The sequence below is a fragment of the Caldovatus aquaticus genome, assembly GCF_019458025.1.
Taxonomy (GTDB): domain Bacteria; phylum Pseudomonadota; class Alphaproteobacteria; order Acetobacterales; family Acetobacteraceae; genus Caldovatus; species Caldovatus aquaticus.
Map to the genome: position 1 here is coordinate 1 of NZ_JAHZUY010000080.1, position 12,309 is coordinate 12,309.

Consider the following 12,309-nt stretch of genomic DNA (forward strand, 5'->3'; position numbering starts at 1 on the left):
GCCTGCACCAGCGCGGCCGGCGCCGGGCGGGCTACCGCCGCCGGCCGGGAGGGCGGTGCGGGCCCGCCCGGCCGGGCAGCGGGCACCCCGCCCTGCGCCGTCCCGCCGCCCGGCGCAGGCTGGGCCGTCGCGGCACGCCACAGCGCCTCGGCGCGCGCCGCGAACGCCGCGGCGAGGACCAGGATCAGGGCCGGCAGCAGCCGCACGCGATGGCGGAGGCGGGCAGGCACGAGCGTCGTCGTCATCGCGCGGCGGCGCGAGGGACGGCCTGCGCCAGGGCCCGCAGCAGGTCGCGCTCGGCCTGGCTGGGGGGCGGCGAGGCCGCGCCCGGCGCCTCCGGCCGCGCGACGGCGCCGCCCGGCGGCAGCGGGCCCGGCGCCGCGGATGGCGCAGCCGCCGCCAGCGGACGCGCGGCCCGCACCAGCGCCTCCAGCCGGTCGGCCAGCCCCTCGGCGCGCTCGACCAGGTAGCGCAGGTCGTCGCGCAGCGGCTCCGCCACCGCGACGCGCTCGGCGATCTGCTTGCCGGCGAGTTCGGCGGCGGCCCGCAGCCGGACCAGCGCCGCCTCGGCCACCCGCGTCGCCTCCTGGAAGCCGGCGGCGCTGCCCTCCAGCGCCGCGCGGTCGCGCCGCAGCGCGCGGAGTTGCCGCTCGAGCCGCAGCGCGAACGGGACCGCCGCGCCGAGCAGCCCGAGCAGGGCGAGCTGCAGCGTCCATTCCAGCGCGCTCATGCCGGCACCTCCTCGGCCTGCGGCGCGCCTTCCGCCTGCGCCGCGGGCGCGACGCCGCCGCGCCCCGCGCGGCCGCCGCCCTCGCGCGGCAACGCCCGCTCGATGCGCACCGCGAGCCGGCTCTCGCGCCGGCCGAGCTGCGCCTCGAACAGCGCGACGGACCCGCAGGCGAGGCGCACCGGGGCGCCCGGCGGCACGCCGAGGGCGATGCGGTCGCCGACGCGCAGGTCCAGCACGGCGCCGAGCGGCATGGTCTGCTCGTCCAGCACCACGTCGAGCACGATCTCGGTGTGGCGCAGCTCCTCGGCGAGGTGCGTCTCCCAGATCGAGTCCCGGCCGAACCGCTCGCCCATGAACTGCTGCAGCAGCAGCTCGCGCACCGGCTCGAGCGTGGCGTAGGGGATCAGGATCTCGAGCCGGCCGCCGCGGTCCTCCATCTCCACCCGCAGCCGGACCAGCACGCAGGCGTTGGAGGGACGGGAGATCATCGCGAAGCGCGGATTGACCTCCAGCCGCTCGAAGCGGAACACCACCGGGGAGAGCGGCTCGAAGGCGGCGGTGAGGTCGGCGAGCACCACGCCGAGCAGCCGCTCGACCAGGGTGCGCTCGATCGTGGTGTAGGGACGGCCCTCGATCCGCATCGCCGCGGTGCCGCGCCGCCCGCCGAGCAGCACGTCCACCACCGAGTAGATCATCGGCGAATCCACCACCACCAGCCCGTAGTTGTCCCAGGTCTCCGCCTTGAACACGCCGAGCATGGCGGGCAGCGGCACCGAGTTCAGGTAGTCGGCGAAGCGCAGCGAGGTGATGGAGTCGATCGAGACCTCGACATTGTCCGAGGTGAAATTGCGCAGCGTGGTGGACATCAGCCGCACCAGCCGGTCGAAGATGATCTCCAGCATCGGCAGGCGCTCGTAGGAGACGAGGCCCGAGCGGATGATCCGCTGGATGCCGGTCTGCGCCTCCTCGCGCCCGCCGGGGCCGGCGTCGAAGCCGAGCAGGCTGTCGATCTCGGCCTGGTTGAGCACCCGCGCCGCATCCGGCGCCGCGCCCCCGCCCGGCCCCGCCGCCTCCTGCCCGAGCGCGGCGCCCCAGGCGGCGGCGAGGTCCTCCTCCTGCGACCCGTCGCTCATTGCACCAGGATCTCCACGAACAGCACGTCGGTGACCCGCGCCGGCGCGACGGCGATGTTGACCCGCGCCAGCAGCTCCTCGCGCAGCCGGTAGGTGCCGGCCGAGCCGCGCAGCTCCTCCGGCCGCATCTCGCGCAGGTAGGTCGAGAACAGGTCGAGCACGCGCGGCATCGCCGCCTGCACCGCGGCGGCGTCCTCCGCGCGGGCCAGTTCCAGCTTGCCGCGCAGCTTCACATAGGCCGCCCGCCGGCCGGCGACGTTGAGGTTGGCGACCACCTCCGGCAGGTCGAGGAACGCCGGCGGCTGCGGTGCGGCCTGGGCCCCGGCGGCGGGGCCGCCCGCCGCGCCCGGCGCGCCGTCCTGGCCGGGAAGCGGCGGCAGCACGCCGCCGAACCACAGCCCGGCGGCGCCGAGACCGGTCAGGACCACCGCGGCCCCGGCCAGCAGGACAAGCCGTCGCCTGCCGGATCGCCCCGCCGCCCCCTCCGCCTGCGCCTGTTCGGCCGCCATCGCCCGGTCCTGCGCCTCCGCCCTTCCCGCGAACGCCGGGCAGCATCGCCGCACCGGATTAAGGAAGACTTGCGCGGCCAGGCCTGCCGGGCGACGGCAGAAGCTGCCGGGCAGCCCCCGCCGGCGCCCGCCGGGGCGGCGGCTCCGCCCTGGCACGCCGCTTGCTGCCGGTGGCGCCGGACCGCTCGCCGCAGAGAGGGAGACCGCGCCGATGGACAGCCCGGGCTACGTCGTGCTCTCGCGCCTCGCCCTGCAGCCGCGCGCGATCGAGCTGCTCGCGCACAACATCGCCAACGCCGACACGCCCGGCTTCCACGCCGGCCGCATGGTCTTCACGGCCCATCTCGACCGCCAGCGCGGCGTCGCCGCGCCCCCGGGCGGGGAGGCGGTCGCCTACGCGCAGGACCGGGCGAGCTGGCGCGACACCGCGCCCGGGCCGATCGAGCGCACCGGCAACCCGCTCGACATCGCCATCGCCGGCGAGGGCTTCTTCGCCGTCGAGACGCCGCGCGGCGAGCGCTACACCCGCGCCGGCCGGTTCAGCCTCGACGCCGAGCGCCGCGTGGTGGACATGGAAGGGAACGCGGTCCTCGACGCCGAAGGCCGCCCGATCGTCGTCGCCGCCGGCGACACGCGGCTCGAGGTGCTGGGCGACGGCACGCTGCGCTCCGAGAACGGCGTCATCGCCCGGCTGCGCATCGTGCGCTTCGAGGACCCGCAGCGCCTGCTCGCCGAGGGCGACCGGCTGTTCGCCGCCCCCGCCGCCGCGCCGCCTCTTCCGGTCGAGAACCCCCGGCTCGTCCAGGGCGCGGTCGAGGGCTCCAACGTCCGGCCGGTGGTCGAGCTGACGCGGCTGATGGCGGGGCTGCGCGAGTTCCAGTTCGCCGCCCAGTTCGCCGAGCGCGAGGGCGAGCGGCTCGGCACCGCGGTCGAGCGCATCCTCCGCCGCCGCGGCAACGCCTGAGACCCATCCCGCACGAGGGACACCGGACGCGATGCGAGCGCTGCACGTCGCCGCCACGGGCATGCTGGCCCAGCAGACCAACGTCGAGGTCATCTCGAACAACATCGCCAACATGAGCACCACCGGCTACAAGCGCCGGCGCGCAGAGTTCCAGGACCTGATCTACCAGAACCTCCGCCGCGTCGGCTCGCAGAGCGCGGACACCGGCACGGTGCTCCCCTCCGGGGCGCAGATCGGGCTCGGCGTGAAGACCTCGGCGATCTACCGGATCGCCGAGCAGGGCAACCTGCAGCAGACCGAGAACCGCTTCGACCTCGCCATCCGCGGCAACGGCTACTTCCAGGTGCAGCTCCCTTCCGGCGAGACGGCCTACACCCGCGACGGCACCTTCGGCCTCTCGCCCGACGGCACCATCGTCACCGCGGAGGGCTTCGTCGTCGCGCCCGGCATCACCATCCCGGCCGCGGCGCGCGACGTGACGATCAACGCCACCGGCGAGGTGCTGGCGAAGCTCGACGGGCGCACCGAGCCCCAGCTCGTCGGGCAGATCCAGCTCGCCATCTTCCCCAACGAGGCGGGGCTGGAGGCGATCGGCGACAACCTCTTCCTCGCCACCCCCGGCTCCGGCCAGGCGCAGCAGGCGGCGCCGGGCCAGCCGGGCTTCGGCCAGGTGCTACAGGGCTTCATCGAGACCTCGAACGTCAACGTGGTGCAGGAGATCACCGCGCTGATCAACGCCCAGCGCGCCTACGAGATGAACTCCAAGGTCATCACCGCGAGCGACGAGATGCTCTCGACGCTCACGCGGCTGCGGTGAGGAGGCAGCCCGTCATGCGCCGCCGGCACGTCCTCGCCATCGCCCTCGGCCTCGCCGCCCTCGCGCCGGCGGCCGGCGCCGCGCCCGCCGCGGGGCCGGTCGCGCTGCGCCCCTTCGCCGTGGTGGACGACCCCGTCGTGCGCCTCGGCGACCTGTTCGAGGGCATCCCGGCCGAGGCGGCGGCGCTGCCGCTCGGTCCCGCCCCCGCGCCCGGCCGCCGCAGCGTGATCGAGGCGCCGCTGCTCGCCGCCATCGCGCAGCGCCACCGCCTGCCCTGGCGCCCGCTCGGCGGCGAGGAGCGTGCCGTGATCGAGCGCCCCGGCCGGCCGGTGCCGCGGGAGGAGATCCTGGCGCTGATCCGCGGCGAGCTGATCCGCCACGGCCTGGAGGAGACGGCGGAGATCGACATCCTGGGCTTCGCCCCGCCCCTGGTGCCGCCCGCGGCGCCGGTCCGGCTCGCCGTCGAGGCCGCCGCCTACGACGCCGCGACCGCGCGCTTCGCCGTCACCCTCGCGGTCGAGGCGGACGGCATGCCGCTGCTGCGCCAGCGCCTGGCGGGGCGCGCCGTGGCGACCGTCCCGGTGGTGGTGGCGACGCGCCGGCTCGCGGTGGGCGAGGTGGTCGGGCCGGGCGATGCGCGGCTGGTGCGGCTGCGCGCCGAACGGGTGCGGCCCGGCGCGGCGCAGCGGCTCGACCAGGTCGTGGGCCAGCAGCTCCGCCGCCCGATCGCGCCGGAGGTGATCTTCGCCGCCGCCGACCTCGGCCCGCCCGAGGTGATCCGCAGGAACGCGCCGGTGCTGATGCTGCTCGACGCGCCGGGCCTCGCCCTCACCGCCCAGGGGCGCGCGCTGGAGAGCGCCGCGCTCGGCGCCGTGGTGCCGGTGATGAACCTCGCGAGCCGCGCGGTGGTGCAGGCCGAGGCCATCGGGCCGGGCCGGGTGCGCGTGCTGCCCGGCGCGGTACCGGTGATGGCGGCGCGCTGAGGCGGGGGCGAGGATGCGCGCCTCCTTCGCCCTGCGCTCCGGGCTCGCCGCCCTGTTCGCGGCGGCGCTCGCCGGCTGCGGCTCCCTGGAGCGGCTCTCGCGCGTCGGCGAGCCCCCGGCGATGGCGCCGGTGGCGAGCCCCACGGCCGACCCCCGCTGGCGGCCGGTGACGATGCCGATGCCCGGCCCGCAGGACCCGATCGCGCCGGCCAACAGCCTGTGGCGCCCGGGCAGCCGCACCTTCCTGCGCGACCAGCGCGCCGCCGCGGTGGGCGACCTGGTCACCATCCTGGTCTCGATCCAGGACGAGGCGCGGCTGCAGAACCAGACCGAGCGCACGCGCGAGAACAGCGAGCGGATGGGCGCGCCGGCGCTGCTCGGCCTCGAGGCCTCCACGAACCGCGTGCTGCCGAACGGCGTGCAGGCGGACCGCCTGGTCAGCACCAGCAGCAGCGGCGCGATGGACAGCAGCGCCCAGTTGCGGCGCAACGAGACGATCGCGCTGCGCGTCGCCGCGACCGTGGTGCAGATCCTGCCGAACGGCAACCTGGTCGTCGCCGGGAGGCAGCAGGTGCGGGTGAACAGCGAGCTGCGCGACCTGCAGGTGGCGGGGATCATCCGGCCGCAGGACATCGCCTCGGACAACACGGTCCGGCATGACCGGCTGGCGGAGGCGCGCATCGCCTATGGCGGCCGCGGCACCCTCTCCGACGTGCAGCGGCCGCGCTGGGGGCAGGAGGTGCTCGACACGATCCTGCCGTTCTGAGGGGCGCGGAGCGGCCTCGGCTTGTCCCTGCGCGCGCCTCCCCCGTAGGGTTTCCCCGGGCCGCGCCGCGCGGGGCGCGGGCCGCTGGAGCGGAGGGGATCGCGGATGTCGCGCGCGCTGTTCGACCTCACGGGCCGGCTCGCCCTCGTGACCGGATCGAGCCAGGGGATCGGGCTGGCGGTGGCGAAGGGCCTCGCCGAGGCCGGCGCGCGCGTGGTGCTGAACGGGCGCGATCCGGCGAAGCTCGCGGCGGCCGCCGCGACGCTCGCCGAGGCGGGGATCGCGGCCGAGCAGGCGCCGTTCGACGTGGCCGATCCCGCCGCGGTGGAGGCCGCGGTCGGCGGGATCGAGGCGCGCCTCGGCCCGATCGGCATCCTGGTGGCGAACGCCGGCGTGATGCGGCGCGCCCCCTCGGCCGAGATGCCGCCGGCGATGTGGCGCGAGGTGCTGGCGACCAATCTCGACGGCGTCTTCTGGTGCTGCCAGGCGGTCGGCAAGCGCATGATCGCGCGCGGCCGGGGCGGCAAGATCGTCCTCGTCGGCTCGGTGATGAGCGAGCTCGGCCGCCCGACCATCGCCCCCTACGCGGCGAGCAAGGGCGCGCTGCGCTCGCTCGCGCGCACGCTCTGCGCCGAGTGGGCGCGGCACGGCATCCAGGTGAACGCGCTCGCGCCCGGCTATGTCGAGACGGAGCTGACCGGGACGCTGGTGAACGACGCCGAGTTCACCGCCTGGCTGTGCCGGCGCGTGCCGGCCGGCCGCTGGGGCAAGGCCGAGGAGCTGGTCGGCGCGGCTGTGTTCCTTGCCGCCCCCGCCTCCGACTTCGTCAACGGCCACATGCTCTGCGTGGACGGCGGGCTGACCGGGGCGCTGTAGGCGGCCGCCGCGCCCGGCCGGCGCCTCGGCTTGCGCCGCTGCGGCGGCTGGGCCAACAAGCCGGCGATCATCGGCGTGCCGCGCGCGCCGCTGCCCTGCTGGAGAAGGACACCAGGATGCGCCTCGTCGTCATCCCCGGAGACGGAATCGGCCCGGAGATCACCGCCGCCACCCTGGAGGTGCTGCGCGCGGCGGACGCGCGCTTCGGCCTCGGCCTCTCCTTCCGGGAGGAGCGCGCCGGGCGCGAGGCCATGGCGCGCGACGGCACCAGCCTCCGCCCCGAGGTGGTGGAAGCGGTGAAGGCGGCCGACGGCTTCGTGCTCGGCCCGGTGGATTCGATCGGCCTCGGCGACCCGGCGAAGGGCGAGATCAACCCCTCCGGCTTCTTCCGCCGCAAGCTCGACCTCTATGCCAACATCCGCCCGGCGCGGACCTACCCCGGCGTGCGCGCGCCGCTGGGGAAGGACTTCGACCTGGTGATCGTGCGCGAGAACACGGAGGGCTTCTACGCCGACCGCAACATGGAGGAGGGCAACGCCGAGCTTCTGGTGACGCCCGAGGTGGTCGTCTCGCTGCGCCGCATCACCTGGCGGTGCTGCGAGCGGATCGCGCGCGCAGCGTTCCGGCTGGCGGCGCGGCGGCGGAAGAAGGTCACCGCGGTGCACAAGGCCAACGTGCTGCGCAAGGGCGACGGCATGTTCCTCGAGGCCTGCCGCGCGGTGGCGAAGGACTTCCCGGAGGTTGCGCTGGACACGGCGATCGTGGACGCGATGGCGGCGCTGCTGGTGCGCGACCCGGCCCGCTTCGACGTGATCGTCACCACCAACATGTTCGGCGACATCCTCTCCGACCTGACGGCGGAGCTCTCGGGCAGCATCGGCCTCGGCGGCTCGATCAACGCCGGCGACCGCCACGCGATGGCGCAGGCGGCGCACGGCTCGGCGCCGGACATCGCCGGCCAGGACAAGGCGAACCCGATCTCGCTGATCCTCTCCGCCGCCATGCTGCTCGCCTGGCACGCCGAGCGCACGGGCAACAACGCCTTCGCCGGCGCCGCCGGTGCGATCGAGCGGGCGGTCGCGGCGAGCGTCGCGGCCGGCGAGACCACGCGCGACCTCGGCGGCCCGCTCGGCACGGCCGCGGCCGGGCGCGCGATCGCCGCGCGGGTCGCCGCCGCGCCGGCCTAGGTCCGATCGCGGACGGCCGGGGGCAGCCGGGCGCGCGCCCCCGCTTCACGGCCGGGCGCAAACGCCTCCGGCGCGTCGTCTGTCGAGCGGATTCCTGCTGCCGGCCGTTTCCGGCCGTGCCGATCCGCTCTAGCGTGTCGTCACGGCCGGGCTGCTGAGGGCGGCGACGACCGAACGCCCGACCATGCTGAAGCGGTCGGCGAAGGTGTCGTACACCGCGAGCGCGAGCACGAGCAGCCCGGCCGCGGCGAGCGCGTGTTCGCAGCGGAACCGGCGGTCCTGCCCCCGGCCGCCCTCGCCCTCATCGCGACCCACCGACGATTCCCTCCGCATGCTCCGTCTCCATCCGTCGTTCGGGGCGCTTCCAGGTCCCGCCTGCGCCCCGATCCCGCCTCGCGCCCGGAGGACGGGATGCGACCGGCACTGCGCCGGATCGGTCCGCCCGCCGGACTCCCGGCGTCGCAATCACCGGCCGCTCCCGAAAGCCAGTCCCGAGTCGCGTTCGGCAACAATTCATCCGCAGCGTTCTAGGTCGTTATTCGGGCTCCGAGCAATAATGCTCCGGCCCGGCACACCGGAATTCACGGTAACGCAACCGCCGCGCGGAGCATCGCGCATGGCGCACGCGCGGTGGTGGCACCCAGGGAATGGCCTGTGCGGTTTTGCGGGGAGCGCAGGAAAATCCTCGCGTTCCCGGTTCTCGCGCAACGCGCGAGAGGGCGGTCGCGTGATGCGCGCCTCGCGCCGGTTCCCGTTCCGCCTTTCGCCGCCTCGCGCCGGGGCGTTCCGCAGGTTCGGTGGCTTTGTGCGGCCGGAGCCTCGGCTGTCCTTCGATATAACCTTGGATAGGATCCGATTTTTCTGCCCGGACTGCGCGTTTTACTGCCGCAAGTTGTCCATCCGCGCGCGGCGGCGCACGCCGCCATCGGCGCCGGAACCTCGGCGGATCGCCCTTTCCTCCCGCAGCGGCGGACCGGGCGGCGCGGCACGAGCGGCCCGCCGGTCGTGCTGCGAAGCCCGGCGCAACGCCGGCGAGCATCCGGCCACGACCCGCACGCGACACCCGCGTGCCGCGCGCCCGCTCCTCAATGCCCCGCGAAGGTGTCCATGGCGCGCAGCACGGCCGGGCCGCCCACGACCAGGAAGATGCAGGGCAAGATGAAGAGGATCGTGGGAATGGTGAGGATCACCGGCAGCCGCGCCGCGCGCGCCTCGAAGCGCATCAGCATCTCGTGGCGCAATTCCGCCGCCAGCACCCGCAGGGCCTGCGCCAGCGGCGTGCCGTATTGCAGCGTCTGCGCCAGCGTCCCGCCGAGCCGCCGCAAGGGCTCGAGGCCGGTGCGCGCGCCCATGTTGAGCAGCGCCTCGCGCCGGTCCGGCAGCACCCGCAGATCGGCCGCGGTGGCGGCGAACTCCTCCGCCAGGGCGCGGTTCGCCTCGCGCATCTCGGTCGCGACGCGCTCCACCGCCGCCTCCAGCGCCAGGCCGGCCTCGGCGCAGATCACCATGAGGTCGAGCGCGTCCGCGAGCCCGCGCTCGACGTTCGCGCGGTGACGCTCGCGCAGCCGCCGCAGCACCGCGTCGGGCAGCAGCAGCCCGGCGATCGCCGCGCCCGCCAGCAGCAGGTTGCCGGGCAGCGGCGGCAGGCCGGCGCTGAGGGGCCAGGCCAGCAGCGGCAGCGCCGCGACCAGCACCGCCTTGGCGCCGACGAAGGCGGCCAGGGCGCGCGGCCCGCGGAACCCCGCGCCGGCCACGGTGCGCCGCATCTCCGCGAGCGTCGCCGCGCCGAGCAGGCCGCTGTCGAGCACCGCCTGGCCGAGACGCTGCACCAGGCCGGCCAGGCTCTCGCGCACCGGCGGCGGCAGGCTGTCCGGGGCCGCGCGCAGGCGCCGCAGCCGCTCCTCCACCCGCTCTGCACGCTGCAGGCGCGGCAGCAGGGTCAGCGCTCCGCCCAGGCTCAGAAGCACCAGCGTCACGCCGGCCTGCAGGGCGAGCAGGCGCATCTCAGGCCAGGCTCCGCCTGATGATGACCCGCATCGTGCCGAGCCCGGTCAGCAGCGACAGCAGCGCGAGCGCAAGGATCGCCTGGCCGCGCGGGTCGTCGTAGAGCATCGCGACATAGCCCGGGTTGATCGCCGCCAGCGCAAGCCCGGTGATCGCCGGCACGGCCGCGAGGACATAGGCGCTGGCCCGCGCCTGGGCGGCGAGCGCGATCCCCCGCGCGCGCGTCGCCACCCGCTTGCGCACCACGTCGGCGAGGTTCTCGAGCGTCTCGGTCAGGTTGCCGCCGGCGCTGCCCTGCAGGGTCAGCGCCACCTTGAAGAAGCCGTACTCCGGCAGGCCGGAGCGCCGGGCGAGGTCGCGCAGGGCCCCGTCCAGCGCGACGCCGATGGCGAGCTGGTCGGCCAGCCGGCGGAACTCCGCCCCGGTCGGCTCCGGCGCCTCCCGCGCGACGGTGCGCAGCGCCTCGCTCACCGGAATGCCGGCGCGCACGCTGCGCACCACCATCGCCAGGGCATCGGGCAACTGGGCGTACATCGCCTCGGCCCGCCGGCGGTGGACGAATCCGAAGACGCCGCGCGTGCCGCCGATCCAGGCCGCCGGCGCCGCGATCCAGCCCGGCGGGCCGAACGCCGTGGCCGCGTAGGCGCCCAGAAGGAGCGCCGCCCCGCCGGCGATCGCGACGATCAGCCAGGGCGGTGCCGGATATTGGTGCCGCCGCTCCGGCACATGGCCGAACAGCGCCGCAATCCGGGCCGCGCGTCCATCCGCCCCCTCAGCGCGGCGCCGCGCCGGGCGCCGCCGCAGGCGGGCGGCCGCTGCGGTCCGCCCTCCCGCCGCGCCGCTCGCCCGCCCCCCCGCGACCCCGGCGAGCCGCGCCGCGAGGCGCCGCTGGCGCGTGCCCGGCAGAGCGCCGCGCAGCACCACGGCCGCCGCGGCGGCAAGCGCCAGCGCAAGCAGCAGCAGCGCCAGCCTCGCCGACGCGATGCTCATGGCGCCCCGTCCTCGGCGAGCGCCGCGAACCAGGCGCGATCCAGGCCGAAATAGGCGAGCCGCGGCAGGAAGCCGGGACGCGCGCGGCTCACCCTGTAGCTGCCGAGAAGCCGGCCGTCGGCCCCCTCGCCCGCATACTCCCACTGGAAGATGTCGTGCAGGATGACGGCGTCGCCCTCGAGCCCCACCACCTCGGCGAGCTGGGTGACGCGGCGCACCCCGTCGCGCATGCGCTCGACCTGCACGATCAGGTCCACGGCGCTCACGATCTGGTGGCGGATCGCGCGCGCCGGCAGGCTCGTCTGGCCCATCAGCACCATGTTCTCGATCCGCGTCACCGCATCGCGCGTGCTGTTGGCGTGGATCGTGCTCATCGAGCCGTCGTGGCCGGTGTTCATGGCCTGGAGCATGTCGAAGGCCTCGGCGCCGCGGCACTCGCCCAGGATGATGCGATCCGGGCGCATCCGCAGCGCGTTCTTCACCAGGTCGCGCTGCGTCACCTCGCCGCGGCCCTCGAGGTTGGGCGGGCGCGTCTCCAGGCTCACCACATGCGGCTGCTGGAGCTGCAGCTCGGCCGCGTCCTCGACCGTGACGATGCGCTCGGAGGGGTCGATCAGCCGCGACAGCGCGTTGAGCATCGTCGTCTTGCCCGACCCCGTGCCGCCGGAGACGATGATGTTGAGCCGCGCGCGCGCCGCGATCTCCAGCACCCGGGCGAGCGCCGGGCTGAGCGAGCCGTTGCGCACCATCTGCACGAAGTCGAGCTTGCGCCTGGCGAATTTGCGGATGGACAGGCACGGCCCCTGCAGCGCCAGCGGCGGGAAGACGATGTTCACCCGGCTGCCGTCGGCCAGCCGCGCGTCCACCATCGGGCTCGACTCGTCGATCCGCCGCCCGACCGCCGCGGCGATGCGCTGCGCGATCGCGGCGAGATGGCCGGCGTCGCGGAACCGCGCCGGGTGGAGCGAGACCTTGCCGCCCTGCTCGACGAAGACGCGATAGGGCCCGTTCACCATGATGTCGGTGATGCTCTCGTCCTCGAGCAGCGGCGCGAGCGGGCCGAGGCCGAGCATGTCGTCCACCAGCTCGGCGGCGAGCTCGCGCTGCTCCCGGCCGGAGAGGCCGATGCGGCGCTCGTCGGCGAGTTCGGCGACCAGCCGCTCGACCTCGAGCATCAGCGTCTCCTGCGGCATCGCCGCGACCGTCGTCGGGTCGATCTGCGCGAGGCACAGCGCCCGCAGCTCCTGCTTCGCGCCCGGCCCGGCGGTGCCCGCCCCGCCCGCCGTCGCGTCGGCCTGCGGCGCCGCCGCGCGCGCAACGGCAGCGGGCGCGGCCCCCGGCCCCGCGGCC

14 protein-coding genes are annotated in these 12,309 nt (G+C 75.6%); 6 read left to right on the plus strand and 8 right to left on the minus strand.

From position 1 onward, the window contains the following. The 4 genes from K1J50_RS17335 to K1J50_RS17350 form a co-directional block, all read right to left on the minus strand. Positions 1 to 245, minus strand: a 245-nt coding sequence (locus K1J50_RS17335) for a hypothetical protein (protein ID WP_456304561.1), incomplete at its 3' end; no start/stop codon positions are given. Beyond that, positions 242 to 730, minus strand: coding sequence for a DUF6468 domain-containing protein (locus K1J50_RS17340; protein WP_220119017.1), 489 nt, complete (start codon positions 728 to 730; stop codon positions 242 to 244). The genes K1J50_RS17340 and K1J50_RS17335, both read right to left, overlap by 4 nt. Continuing rightward, positions 727 to 1,863 (minus strand): flagellar motor switch protein FliM, encoded by a 1,137-nt coding sequence (gene fliM / locus K1J50_RS17345; RefSeq protein ID WP_220119018.1) that lies wholly within the window; start codon positions 1,861 to 1,863, stop codon positions 727 to 729. Before fliM ends, K1J50_RS17340 begins: the two co-directional genes overlap by 4 nt. Beyond that, positions 1,860 to 2,372 (minus strand): flagellar basal body-associated FliL family protein, encoded by a 513-nt coding sequence (locus tag K1J50_RS17350; RefSeq protein WP_220119019.1) that lies wholly within the window; start codon positions 2,370 to 2,372, stop codon positions 1,860 to 1,862. The genes fliM and K1J50_RS17350 overlap by 4 nt, the downstream gene beginning before the upstream one ends. Before the next feature lie 211 nt (positions 2,373 to 2,583). Between K1J50_RS17350 and K1J50_RS17355 the strand changes: the two genes are divergently transcribed. The 6 genes from K1J50_RS17355 to K1J50_RS17380 all read left to right on the plus strand — a co-directional run bounded on the left by K1J50_RS17355 (position 2,584) and on the right by K1J50_RS17380 (position 7,965). Then, positions 2,584 to 3,336, plus strand: a complete 753-nt coding sequence (locus K1J50_RS17355; RefSeq protein ID WP_220119020.1) for a flagellar hook-basal body complex protein — start codon at positions 2,584 to 2,586, stop codon at positions 3,334 to 3,336. Positions 3,337 to 3,367: 31 nt separating this feature from the next. Then, entirely contained in the window at positions 3,368 to 4,153 is a 786-nt protein-coding gene (flgG, locus tag K1J50_RS17360) for a flagellar basal-body rod protein FlgG (RefSeq protein WP_220119021.1), read from the plus strand. A gap of 14 nt (positions 4,154 to 4,167) precedes the next feature. Then, positions 4,168 to 5,136 carry a flagellar basal body P-ring formation chaperone FlgA gene (flgA, locus tag K1J50_RS17365; RefSeq protein WP_220119022.1) on the plus strand — a complete coding sequence of 323 codons (969 nt, stop codon included), beginning with the start codon at positions 4,168 to 4,170 and terminating at the stop codon, positions 5,134 to 5,136. A 13-nt stretch (positions 5,137 to 5,149) separates the two neighbouring features. Continuing rightward, positions 5,150 to 5,902 carry a flagellar basal body L-ring protein FlgH gene (gene flgH, locus K1J50_RS17370; RefSeq protein WP_220119023.1) on the plus strand — a complete coding sequence of 251 codons (753 nt, stop codon included), beginning with the start codon at positions 5,150 to 5,152 and terminating at the stop codon, positions 5,900 to 5,902. Between the two features lie 105 nt (positions 5,903 to 6,007). Next, on the plus strand, positions 6,008 to 6,778 hold the full coding sequence (locus K1J50_RS17375) for an SDR family oxidoreductase (RefSeq protein ID WP_220119024.1): 771 nt from the start codon (positions 6,008 to 6,010) through the stop codon (positions 6,776 to 6,778). Positions 6,779 to 6,894: 116 nt separating this feature from the next. Beyond that, the gene (locus tag K1J50_RS17380; RefSeq protein ID WP_220119025.1) at positions 6,895 to 7,965 is read left to right on the plus strand and encodes an isocitrate/isopropylmalate dehydrogenase family protein; all 1,071 of its coding nucleotides are present in this window, start codon (positions 6,895 to 6,897) and stop codon (positions 7,963 to 7,965) included. A gap of 129 nt (positions 7,966 to 8,094) precedes the next feature. Here the strand turns inward: K1J50_RS17380 and K1J50_RS17385 are convergent, their stop codons facing one another. The 4 genes from K1J50_RS17385 to K1J50_RS17400 all read right to left on the minus strand — a co-directional run. Then, complete coding sequence (locus K1J50_RS17385; protein WP_220119026.1) at positions 8,095 to 8,280, minus strand: hypothetical protein; 186 nt, start codon at positions 8,278 to 8,280, stop codon at positions 8,095 to 8,097. Positions 8,281 to 9,050: 770 nt separating this feature from the next. After that, positions 9,051 to 9,968 carry a type II secretion system F family protein gene (locus K1J50_RS19325; RefSeq protein ID WP_255575413.1) on the minus strand — a complete coding sequence of 306 codons (918 nt, stop codon included), beginning with the start codon at positions 9,966 to 9,968 and terminating at the stop codon, positions 9,051 to 9,053. 1 nt (position 9,969) lies between these two features. Next, on the minus strand, positions 9,970 to 10,959 hold the full coding sequence (locus tag K1J50_RS17395; protein ID WP_220119027.1) for a type II secretion system F family protein: 990 nt from the start codon (positions 10,957 to 10,959) through the stop codon (positions 9,970 to 9,972). Next, positions 10,956 to 12,309, minus strand: a 1,354-nt coding sequence (locus K1J50_RS17400; protein WP_255575414.1) for a CpaF family protein, incomplete at its 5' end; no start/stop codon positions are given. The genes K1J50_RS17400 and K1J50_RS17395, both read right to left, overlap by 4 nt.